This is a genomic window from Microbacterium sp. STN6 (assembly GCF_026410545.1).
Classification (GTDB): Bacteria; Actinomycetota; Actinomycetes; order Actinomycetales; family Microbacteriaceae; genus Root112D2.
On sequence record NZ_JAPMIT010000003.1, the window covers coordinates 111,485 to 135,843 of the forward strand.

Here is a 24,359-nt window from a genome sequence, read left to right on the forward strand (position 1 = left end):
GCGTCTCGAAACCGCGCAAGCGGGTTGAGGAGCGCGAAGCGCGTCTCGAAACCCACCACCCCCCAACCCAGACGACCCAAGGACCCACCCCATGCCGATCAACCCCACCGTCGCGGAGCTCATCGCCCGCTCCAACCGGCTCGGCGCCGACCCGCGCAACACCAACTACGCCGGCGGCAACACGAGCGCCAAGGGCACCGAGACCGACCCCGTCACGGGCGAGCCCGTTGAGTTGCTCTGGGTCAAGGGATCGGGCGGCGACCTCGGCACGCTCAGCGAGAGCGGCCTCGCCGTGCTGCGCCTCGACCGTCTGCGCGCCCTCACGAACGTCTACCAGGGCGTCGAGCACGAAGACGAGATGGTCGCGGCCTTCGACTACACCCTGCACGGCAAGGGCGGCGCGGCCCCCTCGATCGACACCGCTATGCACGGCCTCGTCGACGCCGCGCACGTCGACCACCTGCACCCCGATTCCGGCATCGCGTTCGCGACGGCGGCCGACGGCGAGCGCCTGACGCGCGAGGCGTTCGGCGGGCGCGTCGTGTGGGTGCCCTGGCGCCGCCCCGGCTTCCAGCTCGGCCTCGACATCGCCCGCATCAAGCAGGAGAACCCCGAAGCCATCGGCTGCATCCTCGGCGGTCACGGCATCACCGCGTGGGGCGACACGAGCGAGGCCGCCGAGGCGAACTCGCGGTGGATCATCGAGACCGCTGCCGACTACATCGCCGAGCATGGCCGGTCTGCCCCGTTCGGCGCCGCCCTCGACGGGTACGCCCCGCTCGCGGAAGCTGAGCGCCGCGCGAAGGCGGCGGCGCTGGCGCCCGCCATCCGCTCGATGGTTTCGACAGACAAGCCTCAGGTCGGGCACTTCACGGACGCGGATGTCGTGCTCGAGTTCCTCGAGCACTCTGAGCACCCACGCCTCGCGGCGCTGGGCACGAGCTGCCCCGATCACTTTCTGCGCACCAAGGTGAAGCCGCTCGTGCTGGATTTGCCTGCCGATGCGTCGGTGGAGGAGTCGGTGACGCGGCTGCGGGAGCTGCATGAGGCGTATCGGGCCGACTATGAGGCGTACTACGAGCGCAACGCCGATTCCGACTCGCCGGAAATGCGGGGGGCTGACCCTGCCATCGTGCTCGTTCCCGGGGTTGGCATGTTCAGCTACGGCAAGGATGCGCAGACCGCGCGCGTCGCCGGCGAGTTCTACATCAACGCCATCAACGTGATGCGCGGCGCCGAGGCCATCTCGACGTATGCGCCGATCGACGAGCGGGAGAAGTTCCGCATCGAGTACTGGGCGCTCGAGGAGGCGAAGCTGCAGCGCGCACCCAAGCCGAAACCGCTCGCCACGCGCATTGCGCTGGTGACGGGTGCGGCATCCGGCATCGGCAAGGCCATCGCCACCCGTCTCGCCGCCGAGGGCGCGTGCGTCGTGATCGCCGACCTCGACCTGGCGAAGGCGCAGGCCGCGGCGGCCGAGATCGGGGGCAGCGACGTGGCGGTCGGCGTTCAGGCGGACGTGACGGATGCCGCGCAGGTGCAGCGCGCCGTGGACGATGCGCTTCTCGCGTTCGGCGGCCTCGACCTCGTGGTGAACAATGCCGGGCTCTCGATTTCGAAGCCGCTGCTGGAGACGACCGAGAAGGATTGGGACCTGCAGCACGACGTGATGGCGAAGGGGTCGTTCCTCGTCTCGAAGGCGGCGGCAAAGGTGCTGATCGAGCAGGGGCTCGGCGGCGACATCATCTACATCTCGTCGAAGAACAGCGTGTTCGCGGGGCCGAACAACATTGCGTACTCGGCGACCAAGGCCGACCAGGCGCATCAGGTGCGGCTGCTCGCGGCCGAGCTCGGCGAGTACGGCGTGAAGGTGAACGGCATCAACCCGGATGGCGTCGTGCGCGGTTCGGGCATCTTCGCCGGCGGTTGGGGCGCCAAGCGCGCCGCGGTCTACGGGGTGCCCGAGGAGAAGCTCGGCGAGTACTACGCCCAGCGCACGCTGCTGAAGCGCGAGGTGCTGCCCGAGAACGTGGCCAACGCCGTGTTCGTGCTGTGCACGAGCGACCTCGACCACACGACCGGCCTGCACATCCCCGTCGACGCGGGCGTCGCCGCCGCGTTCCTGCGCTGAGTGTGTGTCGCGTGTTCTGCAGCCTGCAGCGTTCGTCTTCGCTTGCGCCCTCGCCCCCGACCTCGCCCTCGCCCTCGCCCTCGCTTCCACTTTTGCCGAGAGTGGGTATTCGCGACGAGAACGCCTGTTGCTCCACCCACTCTCGTCGCGAACTCACACTCTCGGCGACGTATGCGCGCCGAAGTGTGGCTCGCAGGGAGACGAACTGATGAGCGGTAGCGGCACGGTTGCCGCCGTCGATCTGGGGGCCACGAGCGGGCGCGTCATGCTCGGGCACGTCGGGCATAACGAGCTCGCTCTGCGGCCCATCGCGCGGTTCCCGAACAACCCCGTGCGCGTGCACGAGGGGTCGGCGAGCGGCCTGCACTGGAACATCCTCGAGCTGTACCGCAACGTGCTCGCCGGGCTCGCGACGGCGGTCCGCGATGAGCCCGGGCTGCGCAGCATCGGCATCGACTCGTGGGCGGTCGACTACGCGCTCATGAGTGGCGGGCGGATGCGCGGCACTCCCTACCACTACCGTGACGAGCGCACGGCGGCCGGCGTTCGCGCGGTGCACGAGCGTGTCGACCACTCGTCGCTGTACGCGCGCAACGGGCTGCAGTTCCTGCCGTTCAACACGCTCTACCAGCTGGCCGTGGACCGGGAGGCCGGCGCGCTCGACGGCGCCGAGCGCATGCTGCTGATCCCGGACCTGCTGGCGTACTGGCTCACGGGCCGCGAGGTCGCGGAGCGCACGAACGCGTCGACGACGGGCCTGCTCGCGCTCGACCCCAGCGGGCCCCGGAGCGCCGAGCGCGACCCCAGCGGGCCCCGGAGCGCCCAGCGCGACCCCAGCGGGTTGAGGAGCGCGCAGCGCGTCTCGAAACCCAGCACCCCGCCCGACAAGGGTTTCGAGACGACGCTTCGCGTCTCCTCAACCCGCGTGGCGGAGGGTTTCGAGACGACGCTTCGCGTCTCCTCAACCCGCGTGGCGGGGGGTTTCGAGACGGCTGCAAGCGGCCTCCTCAACCCGCACCAGGGCTGGGACGACGCCCTCATCGCGCAGCTCGGCATTGACCGTGGCCTGTTCCCCGAGCTCATCGGGGCGGGCGAGCGTATCGGCGGGCTGCTGCCGACGGTTGCCACCGAGCTGGGCGCGGGTGCGCGACTCGAGGTCACGGCCGTCGGGTCGCACGACACGGCATCCGCTGTGGTGGCGGTGCCCATGCAGGGCACGGATGCCGCCTACATCTCGTGCGGCACCTGGGGCCTCGTCGGGGTCGAACTCGACGCGCCCGTGCTCGGCGAGGACGCCCGCGCGGCCAACTTCACCAACGAGGGCGGCGTGGATGGGCGCGTGCGGTTCCTGCACAACGTGATGGGCCTGTGGCTGCTGAGCGAGTCGGTGCGCACGTGGCAGCGAGCGGGCCTCACGCTCGAACTGCCGGAGCTGCTCGCGCAGGCCGCCGACGCGCCCGCCTGCCCGGCCGTCTTCGATGCGAACGACGCACGGTTCCTGGCGCCGGGTGATATGCCAGCGCGCATCCGCGAATGGTATGCCGAGAGAGGCATACAATCGCCGGCGACGCCAGTTGAGACGGTGCGGGCGATCGTGGAGAGTCTCGCGCAGGCGTTTGCCGATGCCGTGCGAACGGCCGCGCGGCTGAGCGGGCGGCAGGTGAGCACGATCCACGTGGTGGGCGGCGGCTCGCAGAACGCGCTGCTCTGCCAACTGACCGCGGACCGCAGCGGACTGCCCGTTCTCGCCGGTCCCGTTGAGGCCACAGCGATCGGCAACGTTCTCGTGCAGGCCCGGGCGCAGGGGCTCGTCACGGGAGATCTCGAGAGCCTGCGCGCGCTCGTCACGGCCGCGTATCAGCCCGTTCGCTACGTGCCCCGGGCACACTGACCACAAGGGCCGTCGTCGCCGACAGCCACTCGACAACCCCGACACCCCGACACCCAGGAGAGCCGTGAACACCACACCCGCAGCCGACAACCGCAACCCCGCGCCCGCGAGCGCCACCCCGGCAACCGCCACCACCGTGACCGGCCTGAAGGCCGAGCGTCGCACCGACGGCCCGTTCGTCGCCACGGCGCAGCCGCGGCTCAGCTGGAAGACCGTGACCGCGGCGGCCGACTGGGTGCAGCAGCGTACCGAGATCGAGCTGGTCGAGGGCGAGGGCTCCGCCGACGGGCGCACGGCGATGCTCGAGGGGGCGGCATCCGTCTTCGTGGCCTGGCCTTTCGAGCCCCTGAAGCCGCGCCAGAGCGTGCGGGTACGGGTGCGCGTCACCGGCACAGACGGCGGGGCCTCAGAGTGGAGTGACCCACTCATGATTACCGCCGGCTTCCTCGGCGACGGGGAGTGGGTCGCGCGCATGATCGGCGCGGCCGACCCCGCCGAGCCCGCCCAGCCGGCGCTGCTGCGCCACGAGTTCGACGTGGCGCGCGAGGTGCGCCGAGCGACCCTCTACGCGACGGCGCACGGCGTCTATCAGGCCGAGCTCAACGGCACCCCGGTCGACGACGAGATCCTGAAGCCCGGCTGGACCTCGTACCAGTTCCGCCTCATTCACGAGACGACGGATGTCGCGGCCCTCCTCACTCCCGGGCGCAACGCGATCGGCCTCTCACTTGCCGGCGGCTGGTACACCGAGAAGTTCGGATTCATGGATGCCGCGGCGCACTTCTACGGCGAGCAGCCCGCGGCCGCCGCGCAGCTCGTGCTCGAGTACGCAGACGGCACCATCGAGACCGTCGCAACCGACGGCAGCTGGCGCGCGACCGCAGGGCCGATCACGACGAGCGGCATCTACGCCGGCGAGTCGTACGACGCCACGCGGGAGCTGCCGGGCTGGTCGACGCAGGGCTTCGATGACAGCGGCTGGTCTGCCGTGCGCAACGACGGCGAGGCGCCGCGACCCGAGGCGCGCACCTCCCCCGCCGTCCGCGCCATCGAGGAGCGAGCGGTCGAGCGCGTCATCACGACGCCGAGCGGGGCAACCATTCTCGACTTCGGCCAGAACCTCGTGGGGCGGCTGCGCATCCGCGTGCCTGAAGGCGAACGCGGGCAGAGGCTCACGCTACGACACGCTGAAGTGCTCGAGAACGGCGAACTGGGCACGCGCCCGCTGCGCAACGCGGCGGCGACCGACCACTACACGCTGGCGGGGCCCGGCTCCAGGCCCGGCGGCGGCGCCTGGGAGCCCCAGTTCACCTTCCACGGCTTCCGCTACGCCCAGATCGACGGATGGCCCGGCGACCTCGATCCCACCGATGTCACCGCGGTCGTGATCCACAGCGACATGCCCCGCACCGGCTGGTTCGAGAGCTCGAGCGAGCTCGTCAACCGGCTGCACGAGAACGTGGTCTGGGGCATGCGCGGGAACTTCCTCTCGCTGCCGACCGACTGCCCGCAGCGCGACGAGCGCCTCGGCTGGACCGGCGACATTCAGGTCTTCAGCCCGACCGCGTCGTTCCTGTACGACAGCGACGCGTTCCTCGCCTCCTGGCTGCGCGACCTCGCCCTCGAGCAGCGGGCAGCCGGCGGGGTCGTCCCGTTCATCGTGCCTGCCGTGCTCGGCGGATTCGGCGGCGCCGCGGCCGCGTGGGGCGACGCCGCCACCGTGGTGCCGTGGGTGCTGTACGAGCGATTCGGCGACCTCGAGGTGCTGCGCGCGCAGTACGAGAGCATGAGGAGCTGGGTCGACACGGTGCTCGAGATCGCCGGCGAGCGTCATCTCTGGGAGGGGCAGTTCCAGTTCGGCGACTGGCTCGACCCCGACGCGGCGCCCGACAGTCCGGCCGACGCGAAGACCGACTCGGACATCGTGGCAAGCGCCTACCTGTTCCGCAGCGCGAGCATCGTTGCCCAAGCCGCCGCGCTGCTCGGCGCCGCGGATGACGCCGAGCACTACACGCGCGAGGCCGACGCGGTGCGGGCCGCGTTCCAGCGCGAATACGTCACGGATGCCGGACGCATGATCTCCGATGCCCAGACCGCCTACGGCCTCGGCATCATGTTCGGGCTGGCGCGCGACGAGGCCGAGCGCCACGCCATGGGTGACCGGCTCGCGTTCCTCGTGCGCAGCGCCGGCTACCGCATCGGCACCGGCTTCGTCGGCACCCCGCTGGTGACCGACGCGCTCACCGCGACCGGCCACCTCGACGTCGCCGCCCGGCTCATCCTGCAGACCGAATGCCCGTCGTGGCTCTACCCCGTCACCATGGGCGCGACCACTGTCTGGGAGCGCTGGGATTCCATGCTGCCCGACGGCTCCATCAACCCGGGCGAGATGACCTCGTTCAACCACTACGCGCTCGGCGCGGTCGCCGACTGGCTGCACCGGTCGGTTGCCGGGTTGGGGCCGGCCGAGAGCGGGTATCGCGCGCTGGAGGTTGCGCCGCATCCGCTGCCCGGTCTCGCTCATGCGCGGGCCGAGCTCGAGACGGCGTACGGGCACGCGGCGGCGGGCTGGCGGCGAGGCGACGACGGCACGCTCACGATCGAGGCGGTCGTGCCGCCGAACTCGACCGCGCGGGTCACGCTGCCGGGGGCGGCCTCGCCGATCACGGTGGGATCGGGCACGCATGCGTGGGTGGTAGCGGATGCCGCGCCGGCGCTGCGCCCCGGCCCGGTCTCGCTGGGCACGCCGCTCGCAGACATCATCGATGACCCCGAGGCCTACGAGGCGCTGTGGCGCACGATCGCGTCGCACAGCGAGGAGGCAGCCGATCGGTTCCGCGCGAAGACCAAGTGGAAGCCGGGGCATCCGCTCGCCAGCGCGCTGTTCCAGCTGCCGCAGGAGGCCAGGGCGAGCATCGACACGGCTCTCGCCGAGCTGAACGCGCGCCGCGCGTCGTAAGGCGGCCGTCAGCCTCCCGTCTCGGTCCCGCTCCCGATCCCGACCTCGATCCCGACCCCGCGCGCCCGGCACCTCGATCCCGATCCCCGCGCGCCGCGCACCTCGATCCCGATCCCGCTCTCGGTCCCGATCCCGCGCGCCGCGCACCTCGAGAGGCCAAAAGTCGCCCTCAAAACACTGAATAAGGGCAACTTTTGGCCTCTCGGTGCGGAGAAGCAGGTAAGCGAGCGGTGATACGCTGTGGTCAGACCACATGAGGCGAGGAGGCGAGGAGGCGACGTGATGACAGGCGAGACCGAAGGCCCGGCCGGCTCCGGAGTCGGCTCTGCGCCGTCGCACCCTGCACAGCGGCAGCAGCAGCAGGAGGAGGAGCAGGAGCAGGAGCAGCGGCAGCAGGAGGAGGAGGAGGAGCAGGAGCAGCGGCAGCAGGAGGAGCAGGAGCAACAGCAGCAGCGGCAGCAGGAGGAGGAGCAGCAGCAGCAGCAGCAGCAGCAGCAGCAGCAGCAGCAGCAGCAGCAGCAGCAGCAGCAGCAGGCTACGCGGGCCTGGGAAGTGGTCCTCCAGTCGATCGAGCGCACGCTGCTCGATGGCACGCTGCGCCCCGGCGATCACCTTCCCCCCGAACGCCAGCTGGCAGCAGACCTCGGCGTCGGGCGGTCCTCGGTGCGCGAGGCGGTGCGCGTGCTCGAGGTGCTCGGGCTCGTACGCACGGCGACCGGTTCCGGCCCGAGCGCCGGCGCCATCATCGTCTCGACCCCCTCCGGCGGCATGAGCGCGCTGATGCGCCTGCAGGTCGCCGCGCAGGGATTCCGCGTGACCGATGTCGTGAAGACCCGCCTGCTGCTCGAGACCTCGGTCGTCGCCGAGCTCGCGCGGACGGCGGCAGGGCTTGCAGAGTCGGCGACCGCAGATCCAGAGAGCACAAGATCAGCGACCGCCGAGTCAGCCACCGCAGAGTCAGCCACCGCCGAGTCGGCGACCGCGCTGCCTGCGGTGAGCAGCCGCGGCAACGCCCTCGCCGCGTCCCGCCACCTCCTCGACGCCATGGATTCCCCCGGCCTCACGGTTCCCGAGTTCCTCGCCCTCGACGCCCAGTTTCACGTCTCGCTCGCCGAGGCATCCGGAAACGAGGTCGTGGCCGCCATGATGGCGGGGCTGCGCGATTCCATCGAACGCTATGTGCAGGAAGGCGCCGCGACGCTGCCGTCGTGGGCGCAGACATCCGCTCGCCTGCGTGCCGAGCACCACGCGATCCTCGCCGCGATCGACGAGGGCGACCCCGCAGCCGCCAGCACGCGCGTGCACGAGCACATCACCGGCTACTACGCGGAGTCCGCCCTCACCGACAGGCCCGATCCCACCCTCACCGACCCACTGACAACCGAGCACCGTCCACACGCTCACTGACCACCCTCTGACCCGCCACCCACCGACCCACCACTCTGCTGACCCGCCACCACCACCCCACTCCCCACCCACCGACCACCACTCACCGATCACCGATCACCGAAGAAGGAACCCCATGGTCCAGCGACGAATCCCCAAAGTGCGCGACCTCGCACCCCTCATGCAGTTCAAGAAGCCCGAGCTGAACGCCCGCAAGCGCCGCCTCGACGCCGCCTACACGATCCACGACCTGCGCGCCATCGCCAAGCGCGTCACGCCTCAGGCCCCCTTCGACTACACGGATGGCTCGGCCGAGCAGGAGATCTCGCTGGCGAGAGCCCGCCAGGCTTTCGAGGACATCCAGTTCAACCCGTCCATCCTGCGCGACGTCTCTACGGTCGACACGAGCCGCGAGGTGCTGGGCGGCCCGGTGGCGCTTCCGTTCGGCATCGCGCCCACCGGGTTCACGCGCATGATGCAGACCGAAGGCGAGATCGCTGGGGCTTCGGCGGCCGCGGCCGCCGGCATCCCCTTCTCTCTGTCGACGATGGGCACGGCGTCGATCGAGGACGTGAAGGCGGCGAACCCGACTGGGCGCAACTGGTTCCAGCTGTACATGTGGAAGGACCGCGAGCGCTCCATGGCCCTCGTTGAGCGCGCCGCGAAATCGGGCTTCGACACCCTGCTCGTCACGGTCGACGTGCCGGTGGCCGGTGCCCGGCTTCGCGACAGCCGCAATGGCATGACGATTCCGCCGTCGCTCACGCCGAAGACGGTTCTCAACGCGATCCCCAGGCCGGCCTGGTGGATCAACTTCCTCACCACAGAGCCCCTCGCGTTCGCCTCGCTCGACCGCTGGTCGGGCACGGTGGCGGCGCTGCTCGACAGCATGTTCGACCCGACCGTCACCTTCGACGACCTCGCCTGGATCAAGGATCAGTGGCCCGGCAAGCTCGTCGTCAAGGGCGTTCAGAACATAGCGGATGCGCGCAAACTCGCCGACATGGGCGCCGACGGCATCGTGCTCTCGAACCATGGTGGCCGCCAGCTCGACCGAGCGCCGATCCCGTTCCACCTGCTGCCGCACGTGGTGCGCGAGGTCGGGAGCGACACCGAGGTGCTGCTCGACACGGGCATCATGAGCGGCGCGGATATCGTAGCGGCGATCGCGCTTGGCGCCCGCTTCACGCTGGTGGGACGCGCGTACCTGTACGGGCTCATGGCGGGCGGCCGCGAGGGCGTCGACCGGGCGATCACGATTCTTCGCACGCAGGTGGAGCGCACGATGCGGCTGCTCGGGGTGGCGTCGCTCGACGAGCTGAACCCGTCGCACGTGACGCAGCTGCAGCGGTTGGTGCCGGTGGCGGGGCAGGGCGCGAGCGCGGCGCTGCAGCCGGTCGAGTAGGGCGGTCGGCTGCCATGCCGTCGTACCGCGTGACGATCACGATCGGGGCGCTGCGCCCCGGCGTCAGCCCGCAACAGGTGCTGCCCGCCGCGACGGATGCCGCCGCCGAGCTCACCACGGCCGAGGCCTCGAACGTCGCGGTCGTGCGCGGCGAGGCGCGGCTCACCGTGCGCTTCGCCGCCGATGACGACGAGCTCGCAGCGCAGATCGCGCAGCACGTCGTCGAGACGACCGCGACACTCGCTGAGCCCGCCGCATGGCAGATCACCCGACGCTCCCAGAACCGGTGGCTGACGCTGAAGCGCGCCTGAGGCGTTGCCCAGCATCACATGCATTCTTTTGCGGGCATGCGCCGCGCGCGGTACGTTCGGCGCATGCGCCCCCGCTCCGTGCTGATCGTCGTGATCGTGGTCGCGCTCGTCGTGGCGGGCGCGGTCGCGGTGGGGGTGATGGCGTTCGGCGGCGGCCAAGCGCCGGCGGGCCGAGCCCCGGGCGCGGGGCGGGCGACATCCGTGCCGACACCCGATAAGACCGCCGCGCCGAAGCAGACGCCGACCGCCGCACCCACTCCCACACCCGCCGAGCTCGCGGCACCCTTCAGCGACTACGTCTCCATCGGCGACTCCTACGCGTCGGGGGTTGGCGCCGGGCCGACCCACGGCAAGTGCATGCTGAGCGGCAACGGCTACCCCGAGCTGCTCGAGGCAGACGGGTTTCCCCTCACCGACAACGGCGCCTGCGGCGGTGCCACCACGCGCGATCTGCTCGCGAGCCAGCTGGGCGCGCTCACCATCGACACCGACCTCGTCACGGTGACGATCGGCGGCAACGACCTGAGCGCCATCCAACTGGGCGACGATTGCATGGATGGCGTGAACCACCGCTGCGAGCGGCAGTTCACGCGCTCGCTGAAACTTCTGAAGGAGATGCCCGACCGGCTCGACGAGACCTACAGCGCGATCGTCGCCGCCGCGCCGAACGCGCACGTTGTCGTGACGGGGTATCCGGATCTGTTCGTGCTGCCCGCCGCCGACGACCCTGCGTTCTCGACGACGGCCGTCATCAACGCGGCGACCGATTCGCTGAACAACATGATCCGCGACGCGGTGGGGCGCCAGCGTAAGGCCGGTGCAGACATCGCCTTCGCGCCTGTCGATTTCGGCGGGCACGGCATCGGCACGCGCGATCCGTGGATCAACGCGAACGGGCGCGGGGCGCTGCACCCGAACTCGAAGGGGTACCTCGCATACGCCAACGCCGTGCTGGCGTCGCTGCAGAAGAGCGAGGCGGCTGCGGCCGCCGCCGAGTAGGCGGGGCCGCCACGCCGTCCCACCTCTGAGCCGTGCCACCTCCGCGATCGTCACCTCCCCACTGAGTCGGGGCATATCGCGGGTCGCATACGAGAACACCCGCGATTCGGCCCGACCCACGCGGGGCTGGCGTGACGCCGCGGGCGCCGCGGGCGCTGGGGCCGCTGGGGCCGCCGCCGCGTGCTGGCGCCCAGCACGTCCTGCCCCCGAAGTGGGTCGAGTGCGCGGCGGCACCGGCGCGGTATGGTCGCAATCGGCATGCAGACGGTCGGCCCGGCATGCACCAACCCGAACACACCCGAAGTTTTCCATGCGGATTCCGCGTGAAGGGCAAGACCCAAGAATGAACGTCGATCAGCTCACCCAACCCCCGACGGACCCGCAGCCCATCGTGACGACGTCGCCCGCGACCGAAGCGGCGGAAGCCTCCGAAGCGACGGAAGCGGCGGAAGCGACCGAAGCATCGGAAGCCGTGCAAGCGGCCCACGCGGCGGAAGCGACGGCCGCCACTGCCGCACGGCGCCGGCCCGCGCGCCAGGCCGTGCGCCGTCGCGGGGCGGCGACGCTGCGGGAGAGGCCACCGGCATCCGCTGTCATTGCTGAATGCCTGAGTCGGCAGTCGGCTGCCGTGCCGCGCACCCGCACGGCCCGCTTCTTCGGTCGCACTCCCCTGCACCCAGAGGCCCGCAGCTGGTATGCGGGCGCGATCGGCGAGCTGCACGTCGCTCAGCGACTCTCACGCCTCGGCCCCGACTGGAGCGTGCTGCACTCCGTTCCGGTGGGGCGCGGCAGCCGCGACATCGACCACATCGCCATCGGCCCGGCGGGAGTGTTCACCATGAACGCCAAGTTCCACGACGGCGCTCGGGTCTGGGTCGGGCACCGCACCATGCTCGTCAACGGGCAGCCGACCGACCACATTCGCAACTCGCGGCACGAGGGGTCGCACGCGGCCAAGCTGCTCAGCGACGCCGTCGGAACCGCGGTGCCCGTGCAGCCGCTCGTCGTGCTGGTCGGCTCCCGCGAGATCACGTTCAAGCAGCGCCCCAAGCACGTGACGGTGCTGAGCGATCGGGCGCTCGTGGGGTGGCTGCGGCGCCAGCGGCCGGTGCCCGGCTTCGACGCGGCGGGCGTGCGGCATGTTGCGGAGCATCCGTCGACCTGGCATGTCAGGGGGGCGGATGCGGCCGCCAACCCCGACCTGGCCACCTTCGCCGCGTTGCGTCGCGAGGTGGCCACGGCCCGGCGCACCCGAGGCATCTGGGGCGCGGGCGTCATCGCGCTCTCGGTGCTGGCATGCTGGGCGATCGTGGAGCCCGCCCTCGGCAGCGCGTTGGGCTGGTAGGGGAGGCCGCTGCCGCCAGTGGTGCGGCGCGCGCTTGGCCTGCTCGCGCGGCCGGCGCTGCGCTGAGCCCGCCGTCAGCCGCTCGTGGGAGCATTGACGCATGCCGCCGCACGCCTTCCCCCTTGTGGACGCCGGCGACATTCGCCGCCTCGTCGGCACCGGCGCGTTCGAGCGGGCTCGCCCGTATGCGCGCAACGGCGCGGTGCTCGCCCTCGACTGGGATTCGGGTGCCGGAGTGCTGCGCGGCGAGGTGCAGGGCGGCGATGTCAACACGTACCAGTGCCGCATCACCCTGAGGCCGGGGCGCCCGGGATTCCACCTGCCCGACGAGGCCGTCTGCTCGTGCCCGGTGCACCGCGACTGCAAGCACGCGGCCGCCGTGCTGCTCACGAGCAACGCGAAGCACGTGGTCGAAGAGACCGGTGGCGCGAGCGCCGGCTGGGGCCCGGCAGGGGGTACGGATGCCGCGGGTCGCGCCAATGCGGTGCGTGGCATCGGTTCGGCGGGCGATGCCGCGGGCCGCGCTGCCGCGAGCCACGATGCCGCTGGCGGCGAGGCAGGGGCGGATGCCGCGGGCGGGCTCGCGCGCAGCGCGGCCGGCCCCGCGGCGACGTGGCGAGCCGCTCTCGGGCCGTTGGCGGAGGCGGCGCGGGGCGCATCCGCTGGCAGGGTCATCGGCGAGGGCAGGCCCGGCGACGACGCTCCCGCGGCGCTCGCCCTGCAGTTCGAGGTGCGCGAGAAGGCGCGCGTCGCCCGCGGTCGGTGGCAGCGCGCGGGTGCGACGACCGTGCCGGCGACCGTCGACTCGGTCGGCCCCCTGCGCATCACCATGCGGCCGGTCAAGCGCGGCACGAGCGGCCGCTGGACGACGAGCGGGCTGAACTGGTCGACCCTGCCGCACCAGCTCAACCGCATGAACCTCGACCCCGCGCAACTGCGCTGGTTCAGCAACATCGCCGCCCTCGCCAGAACACAGCCGGGCCTCTACTTCGGCCAGGACCCCGACCGCATCATTCTCGACGACTTCCCCAGCCCCCTGCTGTGGCGCCTTCTCGCGGACGCGCCGTCTCTCGGCATCGAACTCGTCAGCAATCGCAAGGATGGCCGCATCGCCGTCGCCTCCGCCGCCTCCGTCGGGCTCGACGCCTCGTACGGGCCCGCTGCCACGGCGGGCCCCAGCACTGCTGCGGGGGCCGCTGCCGGGCCCGCTGCCGAGGCTGACCCCGGCGCCGAAGCCGCTGCCGCACCCGACCTGCCGTCGGCATCCGCCGCTCTGCGCCTGCGCACCTCGGTGCAGCTCGACGGCGCCGACGTCGAGCACACCGCGGTCTCACCCATCGGCGACCACGGCCTCTACATGGTCGTCTGGCAACCCGAGCCGCTGCTCACGCTCGCGCCCGTGACGACCCCGCTCACCGACGAGCACCGCCGCCTGTTGCGCGGCGACGTGATCGAGATTCCACCCGACGACGTCGACGAGTTTCTGGCGGAGATCTACCCCTCGCTCCGCCGCGCCGTCGCCGTCACGAGCGCGGATTCCTCCGTCGAGTTCCCCGAGATCGCTCCGCCCACCCTCGTGCTGACCGCTACATTCCAGCCGAAGCATGTACTCAGGCTCGAGTGGCAGTGGGAGTATCCGCGGGGCCGCTCCAGCATCCGCGTCTCGCTCACGCCGCAGCGCGGCGAGCGAGTCGCCCGCGACGACGATGCCGAGCTGGCCGCACTCGCCTCCGCCACCCGGGCCCTCGAAGGCCAGGCGCCGATCGCCCTGCCCGCGACGCTCAACGACATCGCCGCCGCCGAATTCACCGAACACGTGCTGCCCCGCCTCGAGAACGCCGACGGCGTGCGCGTCGAGATCGTCGGCGAGCGTCCCGACTACCGCGAGCTGCACGAGACGCCGACGCTGCGCGTCTCCACGGTCGAGACCGACCAGAACGACTGGTTCGACCTCGGCGTCATCGTGCATGTCGAGGGCCGCGAGGTGCCGTTCACCGACCTCTTCGCGGCGCTCTCCCGCGGCGTGCCGAAGCTCATGCTCATCGACCGCACCTACCTGTCGCTGCGCCAGCCCATCTTCGACAAGCTGCGCGAGCTCATCCTCGAAGCGCAGGCGCTCGGCGAGTGGGAGACGGGCGCGCTGCGCATCAGCCGCTACCAGGCCGACTTCTGGGAGGAGTTCGAAGACCTCGCCGAGCAATCCGAGCAGGCGGTGCGCTGGCGCGAGAGCGTCGGCGGCCTTCTCGAACTCACACGAGCGGATGCTGTGCAGACACCCCCTGCGCTTCCGGCTGGTCTCGACGCCACCCTCCGCCCGTACCAGCTCGACGGGTACGCCTGGCTCACATTCCTCTGGCGGCATGCGCTCGGCGGCGTGCTCGCCGACGACATGGGCCTGGGCAAGACGGTGCAGACGCTGGCGCTGATCGCGGCAGCGCGGCAGGGTTTCGAGACGCCGGCTTCGCCGGCTCCTCAACCCACCTACGCCGGTCGAGGAGGCCCGCAGGGCCGTCTCGAGACCTCCGCGCCCGGTTTCGAGACGCCGGCTTCGCCGGCTCCTCAACCCACCTACGCCGGTCGAGGAGGCCCGCAGGGCCGTCTCGAGACCCGCCCCGCCGACGCCCCATTCCTCGTCGTCGCGCCCTCCTCCGTCGTGTCGAACTGGGTCTCGGAGGCGGCACGTTTCACGCCAGGGCTCGCTGTCGCCGCTCTCACCTCCACGCTGGCGAAGGCGCGCATCCCTCTCGATGAGGCCATCGCTGGCGCCGACATCGTCGTCACCTCGTACACGCTGTTCCGCCTCGACTTCGAGCACTACGCGGCGCAGCAGTGGGCCGGCCTCATTCTCGACGAGGCCCAGTTCGTCAAGAACCACGCGTCGCGCGCGCACCGCTGCGCGAAGGAGCTGGACGCGCCGTTCAAGCTCGCCATCACCGGCACGCCCATGGAGAACAACCTGCTCGAGTTGTGGTCGATGTTCGACATCGTCGCGCCCGGACTCTTCCCCTCGTCGCGCCGCTTCACTGAGGAGTACGTGAAGCCCATTGCCGACGCGGCCAGCCCCGCGAAGGCTACACCGGCCGCGCACGGGGCCGAGCTGCTGGCGAGGCTGCGCCGCCGCATCCGCCCGCTCATGCTGCGCCGCACCAAGCAGCTCGTCGCGCCAGAGCTGCCCGAGAAGCAGGAGCAGGTGCTGCAGATCGAGCTGTCGCCCAAGCATCGCAAGCTCTACGACACCGTGCTGCAACGCGAGCGGCAGAAGCTGCTCGGGCTCATCGACGACCTCGACCGCAACCGGTTCATCGTGTTCCGCTCGCTGACGCTGCTGCGCATGCTGAGCCTCGACGCCACCCTCGTCGACGCCGAGGCCTACGCCGGCATCGCCTCAAGCAAGCTCGACGCGCTCTTCGACCAGCTCGAAGACGTGCTCGCCGAGGGCCACCGGGCGCTCATCTTCAGCCAGTTCACGAGCTTCCTCGGCAAGGTCGCGGCGAGGCTTGAGGAGCGGGGTGTCGAGTTCGCGTACCTCGACGGGTCGACCACGCGCAGAGCATCCGTCATCAAGAAGTTCAAAGAGGGGTCTGCCCCGCTCTTCCTCATCAGCCTGAAGGCCGGCGGCTTCGGCCTTAACCTCACCGAGGCCGACTACGTGTTCCTGCTCGACCCCTGGTGGAACCCGGCGACCGAGCAGCAGGCCGTCGACCGCACGCATCGCATCGGCCAGACGAGCAGCGTCATGGTCTACCGGCTGGTCGCCACGGGCACCATCGAGGAGAAGGTCATGGCGCTCAAGGAGGCGAAGGCGCGGCTGTTCAACGCGGTTCTCGACGCGGATGCGGCGTTCAGCGCAGCGCTGACCGCCGACGACATCCGCGGCCTGCTGGAGTAGTGGCGCGCTAGAACCAGATGCTCAGGCGCGGCGGCACGCTCGAGCGGAACGACGCGTCGATGGCTGCCGCAGACCCCGGCACCATCTCGGTGACGCGCCCGGCGCGCGCGAGCGTCGACGCCGAGACCCCGCCCAGGTAGAGCGAGCTCAGGTCGGCGACGTTCAGCGCGACGGAGGGCACCCCGACCGGGGCGTCGCCGGCGAGGGGCGACACGTGCGCGAGCCCGTCGGGGTCGATGTCGACGAGAATGCGGCCATCCGCGAACCCGAGCAGGTCGGTGATGTCGAACGCGAGCGTTCCCGGCGCCGCGTAGCGTCGTGCCTCGAGCGCCGCCGTCACGTCGATGATGCGTGCCCACAGGTGGTCGGTCGGCCGGGCGTGCACCGCGCGCATATCGGCGACCTGCCAGCGCACCGGCTCGTCGACCGACTGCAGCTCGGCCGTGACAGTGCCGACCAGGTCGAGCTCGATCAGGTAGCGCCAGAGCCCAGCGTAGGCATCGTCGGTGGCGGCACACACGTACTGCACGCTCGCCGTGTGCCGCGTGAAGTCGTCGTCGCTGCCGTCGACCCGGTACAGCGCGAACCCCTGCGGCTCGCCGCCCGCGTCGTCGTAGCGCACGGCCCGCAGGTGCTTCGCCTCATCCTTCGGGTCGCCGACGAGACCGCAGAGCCGCGCCCACAGGTAGTCATCGAGCTCGATTTCGCCCGGCACCGCCCGTCGCGCCCTTTCCATGAGTCCGCGCAGCTCGTCGTGCACGTGCTGGGGCGTCACGAAATGCGCTCGACCGGATGCCGCGGGTCCGGCCCAGCCGGTCTTACGCGTGTCGAGGCGCAGCGCCGCCGCCATCGCCGCCGGACCGAACCCGTAGCGCGAGTAGATCGTCGCCTCCGACACCGTGAGAATTGCCAGAGGGATGCCGCAGGCGTGCGCCGTGCGCAGCTCCGACTCGAGCAGGGCCCGGGCGATGCCGCGGCGCCGGTGCGTCGGCGACACCGTGACCGAGCTGATCGCCCAGGCGTCGAGGCTCTCGCCGCCTGGCAGGCTGAGCGGTGTGGTCCAGCTGCTCACAGTCGCAACAGGCGTTCGCGGCTCGGGTGCGGTGTCGTCCCACACGCCCGTGGTGCGGCGGTACGCATTGTGGTGCAGCTGCTCGTCGAGCTCGCTCTGGGTGACGCGGGGACCGTGGAAGCCGCGCGCATCCGCCTGGAGCCAGGCCGCGAAGGCCTCGCGGTCGGAGGTATCGACGAGCGCGAGCCGCAGATCGTGGCCGCGGAGGCGCTCGGCGGATTCTGAATCGATGGGTGCATCGTTGAAGGCCATCGCTTCAGGCTAGTCGCGCTGGCGGTTCTCCCCACCCCGTCGGCGCGCCTCACCGCTCGCCCGCAGTCGCCGCCCACCCCGGCGGCGGTTCCGCGAGAATCAGCTGCGGGGGCGCAGCCCGTCGACGAGCAGGCCGAGCAGGCGGGTCACCTGGGCGTCGTCCTGGGTGTCGCTTGTCGCGAGGAACACCCCGACGAGTGTGGTCGTGACGTCGTCGGCCAGCGCGTCGCTGCGCAGCAGACCCGACTCACGGCCCTCGCGCAGAAACCCCTCGATCGCCTCGTTCACGCGCTCACGTGTGCGCGCCGTTATCGCGGTGGCGGTGAGGGCGCCTGCGCGCATCGTCTCCGCCATGCCGCGCTTCGCGGAGACGAACGCGGCGTACCGATCGATCCAGGCGCGGAAAGCGGCATCCGCTGGCATTCTCGCTCGCAGCTCGGTTGCAGCGTCGACCACCGCGTCGAGTTCGGTCGCGTAGACCGCCGCGATGAGGTCTTCGCGCGTCGGGAAGTTTCGGTAGAGGGTCCCGATGCCGACGCCGGCGGCTCGGGCGATGGCTTCGAGCGAGACCCCCGCTCCCGTCGTGGTGAATGCGTGGCGGGCGGCATCGACAAGGGCCGTTCGATTGCGCTCGGCGTCTGCTCGGGGAGCACGAGATCGGCGGGTCTGCGGGCTGGGGGATGCCAAAGCGGAGGTTCCTCCGTATAGTGGGACTGCGAAGCGGAGGCACCTCCGCCCACTGTCGAGTATAGGAGAGAGCACGGATGACCGGCAGCACTACCGCACACCCCGGAGGCACGTACCGCCTTGGCAATCACCACGTTTCCCGCATTGGCTTCGGGGCGATGGCGCTCGAACGCCTCGAACACGACCGCGCTGCCGGGCAGCGATTGTTGCGGCAGGCCATTGCCCTCGGTGTCGATCACATCGATACGGCAGACTTCTACGGCGACAGCGTGGCGAACGAGATCATCCGCAGCGCGGTTCTGCCAGGCGAGAACGTCGTCATCGCGACAAAGGTGGGCGCGGTACGGAGCGCCGGCGGCCCGCTGCCGCTGCGCCCGGCGCAGCACCCGCATGAGCTGCGTGCATCCGTCGAAGACAATGTGCGCACGCTCGGCCGTGACCGGCTTGACGTCGTCAACCTGCGCAGGCTCGATGACGCACGGCCCGGGCGAGGCATGAGGGCGGAAGGAGATCAGCTCGTCGACCTCGATGACCAACTCGCCGTCATGGTGGCCATGCGTGACGAGGGCCTCATCGGCGCGATCGGCGTTAGTGGCGTCGATGCCGCGGGGCTGCGCCGGGCGATTCCTGCGGGCATCGTGTGCGTACAGAACGATTTCAGCCTGGTCTCGCGGCACAACGAGGATCTGCTCGAGATCTGCACTGCGGAGGGCATTGCCTGGGTGCCGTTCTTCCCTCTCGGCTCGGCGTTCCCGCACCTGCCGAAGGTGGCCGAGCAGCCCGAGGTTAAAGCCGCGGCCGCGCGGCTCGGCGCGACCCCATCACAGATCGGGCTCGCCTGGCTGCTTGGCCACGCACCGAACACGCTGCTCATACCGGGCACCAGCAACGGCGAGCACCTGGCCGAGAATGTGGCCGTGGGTGAGATCGTTCTCGATGCGGAGACGACGGCGGAGCTCGACGCTCTCTGGTCACGCCGCTTCGAGGAGTGACGACGCGCCACGACAGCAGCCGGGCGCGCCGCCTCGCCGGGTGACGACCCCGCCACACACGCAGCTGGGCGCGCCGCCTCGCCAGGTGACGGCCCCGCCACACACGCACCTGGGCACCCCGCTCGCCGGGCAACTGCCCCGCCACACACGCACCTGGGCACCCCGCTCGCCGGGCAACTCCCCCGCCACACACGCACCTGGGAGCGCGATACGCAGTCGTGGGCACGCCCGTCATTGCCTGCTGACCGCGCTGAGCAGGCGGGTGACGGATTTGGTGGCCGGCTTCCATTGGCCGCTGGGGTTGAGCCACGGCGGGGCCTTGATGTGGGGTGTGCCGTGGTGCATACGAACGTGCCAGCCGGAGGTGTCAATGGTGCGATGGTGATACCAGCACAGGCAGACGCCGTTGTCCGTGTGCGTCGGGCCTCCCGCGCGGTCGGGGGTGACATGGTGGATTTCGGTCCAGGCGGCGGGTACGTGGCAGCCGGGGATAACGCACCCGCCGTCACGTAGTTCGATGCCGCGGCGCTGCTTGGGGGTGAAGCATCGTTGCGGGCTGCCGAGGCCGGTGATGCGACCGGTGTCGTCGAAGTGAATGGGTTGGATGCCGCCCGTGCAGGCGAATTGTTTCACCGTGGTCATCGAGACGGGGGTCTCGGAGCCGTCGATGTGGCCGATGCCGCGGCCGGTGGCGAGGTCGCCGGCGCGCACGCTGACGAGGACGGTGGGTGCTGCGCCACCGATGGTGGGTGCGTCGGTCGCGCGGGCGGCGGCATCGATCATGGCGGCGAGCACGTCGTGGCGTTGCTGGTCGAGACTGCGCGGATCGCGTTGCTGATCGAGGCTGCGCGGATCGCGCTGCCGGGCGTCCAAGTCGCCCTCCCGCGCTGAGCGCGCAGTGCCTTCGTCGTCGGCCAGGAAGGCGGGACCGGTTCTGGGCGTGAGGTAGGCATCGAAGAGGCGGGCCATCTTCGCGGCGATCTCGGGCATCAGGGCACCGCTCAGCGGGACGACGCCGTCGCGCGGCCGGCCGAGGCGAACGCCGCGGCGGGTGAGGGCCTTCTCTTCCTCGCGCAGGACGCCATCGGGGTCCAGTGCCGCCGCCCACACCTGCGCCTGCAACCGGATGTCCTCGGCCGTCGCCGGCGCCGGGCTTTCGGGCGCAGCGCCGGTGGCGGCGGCGACAAGCTCGCTTTCGGCGGAGGCGATATGGGCGGGATGCGCCGTGTTCAGCACGGGCCGCAGAGCGGCCACGATCGCGGCGGCCGCATCCGCCCCCAATGTTCCATCGGCGACCGCGGAGGCGACGGCGGGGAAGAGCGCGGGCGCATCGGCCCCGGTCAACGTGGGGCGGCGGCGCAGGCACGCGCCCAACCGCATCCGCATCTCGACCGTGGAGGGGCCGGCGAGGGTGAGACGTTGCAGCAACTCGTTCGGATTGCGGCAGCCGCGGCGGGCGGCCAGACCCTCACCGGCAAGCTCGCGGCGGGAACGATGGGCGATCTCCGCCGCCAGTACCAGCCGGCGCGCATCGACGAGCCGGCCGAGCTCTTCGACCGCCACCGTTTCGGCGATCAGCTCGTCGTCGGTCAACGCGCGGGCATCGGCTGAGCGGCCGTCACCGCAGCGCAGCAGCTGCGTCGCGTCGCTGAAGCCGCTCGTCGTGTTCATGGTTCAAGTGTCCCAGCGGCCACCGACATTGGACGAGGACAAAGCCCCGGTCAATGCCTCTTTCCTGTGGAGAGCCACTGACCGACGCACCCTGTGTAGGAGAAGCCCGGGTCAGCAGGAAGATGAGGGCCAAAGCGTTCCCCACCTCTCGGCGACCGGCCCTGACGCTGTTGCATTCATCGACCGTCACCTATAGCATGCCTAATCGTAGTTACTCGTGTAACTCAGGGGCGAAAATGATTGCATCAATGAGGAGCAACAATGAAGAAGGTTTGGCTCATAAGCGCGGCGGCCATCGTCGCGTCCAGCACCCTCGCTCTCGGAGGCTGTTCGAGCGGCGGCTCCGGCGGCGCATCCGGTGGCTCCGGCCACGCCACAATTGAAGTTGAGACCGACATGGGCTCTGGCACGCCAGAACTCAAGGCGCTCACCAGCATCGCAAAAGAATTTGAGAGCACTCACAAGAACATCACCCTGAAGCTCGTCCCGGGGACCGGTGAGACGAACTACGAGGCAGCCATCAAGGTCCGCCTCGCGGCTCACAACCCACCCGACATCTGGATGACCCACGGATGGTCCGTCCTGCGCTACGGCCAGTTCCTGGCACCCCTTCAGGACGAGAGCTGGGCCAAGAACCTTAACCCTGCGCTCAAGCCCGCCATGGTCGATGAGAAGGGGAATCTCTTCGCGTTGCCCACCGACATCGACGTTTCGGGGATCATGTACAACGCCGACGTGCTGAAGGAGGCCGGCATCGACCCTGCCTCCATCACCAGCTGGAGCGCTTTCGATGCGGCGTGCGCGAAGCTCAAAGCCGAAGGGATCTCTCCGCTTTATGTCGGCGGCAAGAGCATGGCGGCCGCAGTCGCTGACCGCCTTCTGCCCGGCGGCTTTTCAGATTCCGCGCTCAAGAAGATGAAGTCCGGCACGTTTGTTGCCAAGGACTTCGCCAAGACGTTGAAGCTCATCGCGAACTGGAAGCAGGCGGGATACCTCAACCCCGACTACTCCTCCGCCAACCAGACGACCATGGGAGACGCCTTGGCCCGCGGCCAGGCGGCATTCGAAATGGGACCGACCTCGATCGTCAACACCGCGCACTCCACGAACCCGAAGGCGCAATTCGGCTTCATCCCGATTCCGTCGATCGACGACAACGACACCTTCCTCGTCGCCGGTGAACGAACCGCGTTCGGCGCGTCGAAGACAGGAAAGCACCTCGCGCAGGCCAAGGAGTTCTTGACGTTCCTCGCTCAGCCGGCAAACGAGACGGCAATGTCCGCTGCCACCGCTTCGGCGCCCGGGCTGACCAACGCCAAGGAAACCAAGGGCATCCTGAGCTCGAGCTTCGCCACGTACGTCACCGAGAAGAGCACGCCGTCCGTGCCCTATTTCGATCGGGTGTACCTGCCGGACGGTGCGTGGGTGCCTCTGGGCAACGCGATCGATTCGGTCATCACCGGGCAGTCGAGTGTCGATGCGGCGACGCAGATGATGCAGCAGACCTATGAGAGCCTCTCGGCGCAGGCGAAGGCCAACTCCTAGTTATGCCTCAACCTTCCCTCACCCTGCGTGGCGAGTCCTCGAACCTCGGGACTCGCCGCGCAGGGTCACGCCCACCAGGCGGTCGCCGTCGACGCAGGCCCATGCGATCAGTCCCGCTGCGCGCAAACCTGCTTTACGTGCCGGCGCTGATCATCTTCGCGATCTTCATCGCCTACCCGCTCATCCGGGGATTCGGAATCTCCTTCACCAGTTGGGATGGCTTCAGCCCGCAAAAGCATTTCATCGGCGTTGACAACTACCTCCGCCTCTTCACGGACAGCACCTTCGGCCATGTCGTGCTCAACACGTTCATCTACGGCGTTGGCAGCACGGTGCTGCAGCAGGTCTTCGGCCTCGGGCTGGCGCTGATTCTGCGCAAGCCGACACGTCGCAGCGGGATCCTCCGCGCCATCATCTACCTGCCGGCCCTGGTCTCGCCGGTGATCATGGGCACGATGTACTACCTGCTCTTCCAGTACAACGACGGCGCCCTCAATGACCTTGTCGGCCTCTTCGGCGCCGACAAGGTCGCGTGGCTGAACAACGCGACGGTCGCCATCATCATCATCGTTCTGGTCAACAGCCTGCAGTTCATGGGCATCTCCATGGTGATCTACCTTGCGGGCCTGCACTCGATCCCGGCGATGTACTACGAGGCGTCCACTCTCGACGGCGCCGCCGGATGGAAGCAATTCCTGCACATCACCGCTCCACTCCTTTGGCCGGCGTTCACCGCAAGCGTCGTTCTCAACCTCATCAACGGGCTGAAGCTCTTCGACGTCATCACCGTTCTGACCGCGGGCGGCCCGGGGTACTCGACGAACTCGGTATCGACCCTGATCAGCATCACGTACTTCGACAGCCAGAACGCCGGATACGCGGCCTCCATGGGCGTGGTTCTCTTCGCCATCATCGTCGTGTTCGCGCTGATCGTTAACTCGAGCTTCAGCCGTTTGAATCCGGAGGCCGATTGATGCCGATGTTCACCAAGCGTGCCAGCAAAATCGTTCTGGGTGTGCTGATCGCGGTCGCTGTGATCGCGCAGCTGCTGCCCTTCTACATCTCCCTGACCACCGCGTTCAAGAGCCGAACAGACCTGTCGTCGCGGCTTGTTCCGCCGCACACGCTTTACCTCGGGAACTTCGCGGAGGCCATCAACGACGGCGGCATCTTCCGCGCCATCCTCAACAGCCTGATCGTGACCGGAGGCGGCACGCTGCTGGTGCTCGTGTTGGGCGCGCTCGCGGCCTACCCTCTGACGCGGTTGCGTACCAGGACGAACCGTATCGTTCTGGCGCTGATTCTCGTCATGATGATGGTGCCGCCCTTGAGCATCCTGGTTCCGCTGTACTCCATGCTCGTCGACATCGGCGGCATCAATACCTATTGGGGGATCACGCTCACCCTCGTCGCCGAACACCTTCCGCTGGCGATCTTCATGTACAGCGCGTTCCTGGGCAGTGTGCCGTATTCCTTGGAAGAGGCGGCCGCTCTGGATGGTGCCGGACTGTTCCGACGCCTCTACAACATCGTCTTCCCCCTGCTCAAGCCCGTCACCGCCTCCGTGGCGATCCTCGCCGGCGTGCCCATCTGGAACGAATTCGCACTGTCGGTCTACATCCTCAACGATCAAAGCGTCAGAACGATCGCCCCCACCGTGAGCACGTTCTTCTCGCAGTCGACCAGCAATCTCGGGGCCGCATCCGCAGCGTCACTTCTCGCCTTCGTACCCATCCTTCTGGTCTACCTGTTCCTGCAGCGGTACTTCATGGAAGGAGCGGCTGCGGGTGCCATCAAGTGATCGGATAGCGAAAACCGCGCCGA

The 24,359-nt window shown here is 69.6% G+C and carries 16 protein-coding genes; 13 read left to right on the forward strand and 3 right to left on the reverse strand.

Features of this window, described 5'->3' with window-relative positions; translation table 11 throughout:
- Nucleotides 1–91 precede the first annotated feature (91 nt).
- The 9 genes from OSC27_RS09730 (at nt 92) to OSC27_RS09770 (ending at nt 16,316) form a co-directional block, all read left to right on the forward strand.
- Complete coding sequence (locus tag OSC27_RS09730; protein WP_267181268.1) at nt 92–2,131, forward strand: bifunctional aldolase/short-chain dehydrogenase; 2,040 nt, start codon at nt 92–94, stop codon at nt 2,129–2,131.
- Between the two features lie 208 nt (nt 2,132–2,339).
- Nucleotides 2,340–4,022: a rhamnulokinase gene (locus OSC27_RS09735; RefSeq protein ID WP_267181269.1), complete on the forward strand. Its 1,683-nt coding sequence runs from the start codon at nt 2,340–2,342 to the stop codon at nt 4,020–4,022.
- Between the two features lie 64 nt (nt 4,023–4,086).
- Nucleotides 4,087–6,981: an alpha-L-rhamnosidase gene (locus OSC27_RS09740; protein ID WP_267181270.1), complete on the forward strand. Its 2,895-nt coding sequence runs from the start codon at nt 4,087–4,089 to the stop codon at nt 6,979–6,981.
- A 282-nt stretch (nt 6,982–7,263) separates the two neighbouring features.
- A complete protein-coding gene (locus OSC27_RS09745) occupies nt 7,264–8,388 on the forward strand; it encodes a FadR/GntR family transcriptional regulator (RefSeq protein ID WP_323374033.1) in 1,125 nt (374 codons plus the stop codon).
- Nucleotides 8,389–8,503: 115 nt separating this feature from the next.
- On the forward strand, nt 8,504–9,772 hold the full coding sequence (locus OSC27_RS09750) for an alpha-hydroxy acid oxidase (RefSeq protein ID WP_267181271.1): 1,269 nt from the start codon (nt 8,504–8,506) through the stop codon (nt 9,770–9,772).
- Between the two features lie 29 nt (nt 9,773–9,801).
- Nucleotides 9,802–10,083: a hypothetical protein gene (locus OSC27_RS09755; RefSeq protein WP_267181272.1), complete on the forward strand. Its 282-nt coding sequence runs from the start codon at nt 9,802–9,804 to the stop codon at nt 10,081–10,083.
- Between the two features lie 63 nt (nt 10,084–10,146).
- On the forward strand, nt 10,147–11,082 hold the full coding sequence (locus OSC27_RS09760) for an SGNH/GDSL hydrolase family protein (RefSeq protein WP_267181273.1): 936 nt from the start codon (nt 10,147–10,149) through the stop codon (nt 11,080–11,082).
- 472 nt (nt 11,083–11,554) lie between these two features.
- The gene (locus OSC27_RS09765; RefSeq protein WP_267181274.1) at nt 11,555–12,427 is read left to right on the forward strand and encodes a nuclease-related domain-containing protein; all 873 of its coding nucleotides are present in this window, start codon (nt 11,555–11,557) and stop codon (nt 12,425–12,427) included.
- A 100-nt stretch (nt 12,428–12,527) separates the two neighbouring features.
- On the forward strand, nt 12,528–16,316 hold the full coding sequence (locus OSC27_RS09770) for a DEAD/DEAH box helicase (RefSeq protein WP_267181275.1): 3,789 nt from the start codon (nt 12,528–12,530) through the stop codon (nt 16,314–16,316).
- Between the two features lie 7 nt (nt 16,317–16,323).
- Here OSC27_RS09770 and OSC27_RS09775 read toward each other — a convergent pair whose 3' ends face one another.
- Both OSC27_RS09775 and OSC27_RS09780 read right to left on the reverse strand, forming a co-directional pair.
- The gene (locus OSC27_RS09775; RefSeq protein ID WP_267181276.1) at nt 16,324–17,640 is read right to left on the reverse strand and encodes a GNAT family N-acetyltransferase; all 1,317 of its coding nucleotides are present in this window, start codon (nt 17,638–17,640) and stop codon (nt 16,324–16,326) included.
- A 99-nt stretch (nt 17,641–17,739) separates the two neighbouring features.
- Nucleotides 17,740–18,327 carry a TetR/AcrR family transcriptional regulator gene (locus tag OSC27_RS09780; protein ID WP_267181277.1) on the reverse strand — a complete coding sequence of 196 codons (588 nt, stop codon included), beginning with the start codon at nt 18,325–18,327 and terminating at the stop codon, nt 17,740–17,742.
- Nucleotides 18,328–18,404: 77 nt separating this feature from the next.
- Between OSC27_RS09780 and OSC27_RS09785 the strand changes: the two genes are divergently transcribed.
- Entirely contained in the window at nt 18,405–19,319 is a 915-nt protein-coding gene (locus OSC27_RS09785; protein WP_267181278.1) for an aldo/keto reductase, read from the forward strand.
- Between the two features lie 231 nt (nt 19,320–19,550).
- Here OSC27_RS09785 and OSC27_RS09790 read toward each other — a convergent pair whose 3' ends face one another.
- A complete protein-coding gene (locus OSC27_RS09790) occupies nt 19,551–20,990 on the reverse strand; it encodes an HNH endonuclease signature motif containing protein (protein ID WP_267181279.1) in 1,440 nt (479 codons plus the stop codon).
- Nucleotides 20,991–21,251: 261 nt separating this feature from the next.
- On the opposite strand from OSC27_RS09790, the gene OSC27_RS09795 reads away from it, so the two are divergent.
- The 3 genes from OSC27_RS09795 (at nt 21,252) to OSC27_RS09805 (ending at nt 24,336) form a co-directional block, all read left to right on the forward strand.
- Entirely contained in the window at nt 21,252–22,535 is a 1,284-nt protein-coding gene (locus OSC27_RS09795) for an ABC transporter substrate-binding protein (RefSeq protein ID WP_267181280.1), read from the forward strand.
- Between the two features lie 101 nt (nt 22,536–22,636).
- Nucleotides 22,637–23,509 (forward strand): carbohydrate ABC transporter permease, encoded by an 873-nt coding sequence (locus OSC27_RS09800; RefSeq protein WP_267181281.1) that lies wholly within the window; start codon nt 22,637–22,639, stop codon nt 23,507–23,509.
- Complete coding sequence (locus OSC27_RS09805; protein WP_267181282.1) at nt 23,509–24,336, forward strand: carbohydrate ABC transporter permease; 828 nt, start codon at nt 23,509–23,511, stop codon at nt 24,334–24,336. The genes OSC27_RS09800 and OSC27_RS09805 overlap by 1 nt, the downstream gene beginning before the upstream one ends.
- Nucleotides 24,337–24,359: the final 23 nt, after the last annotated feature.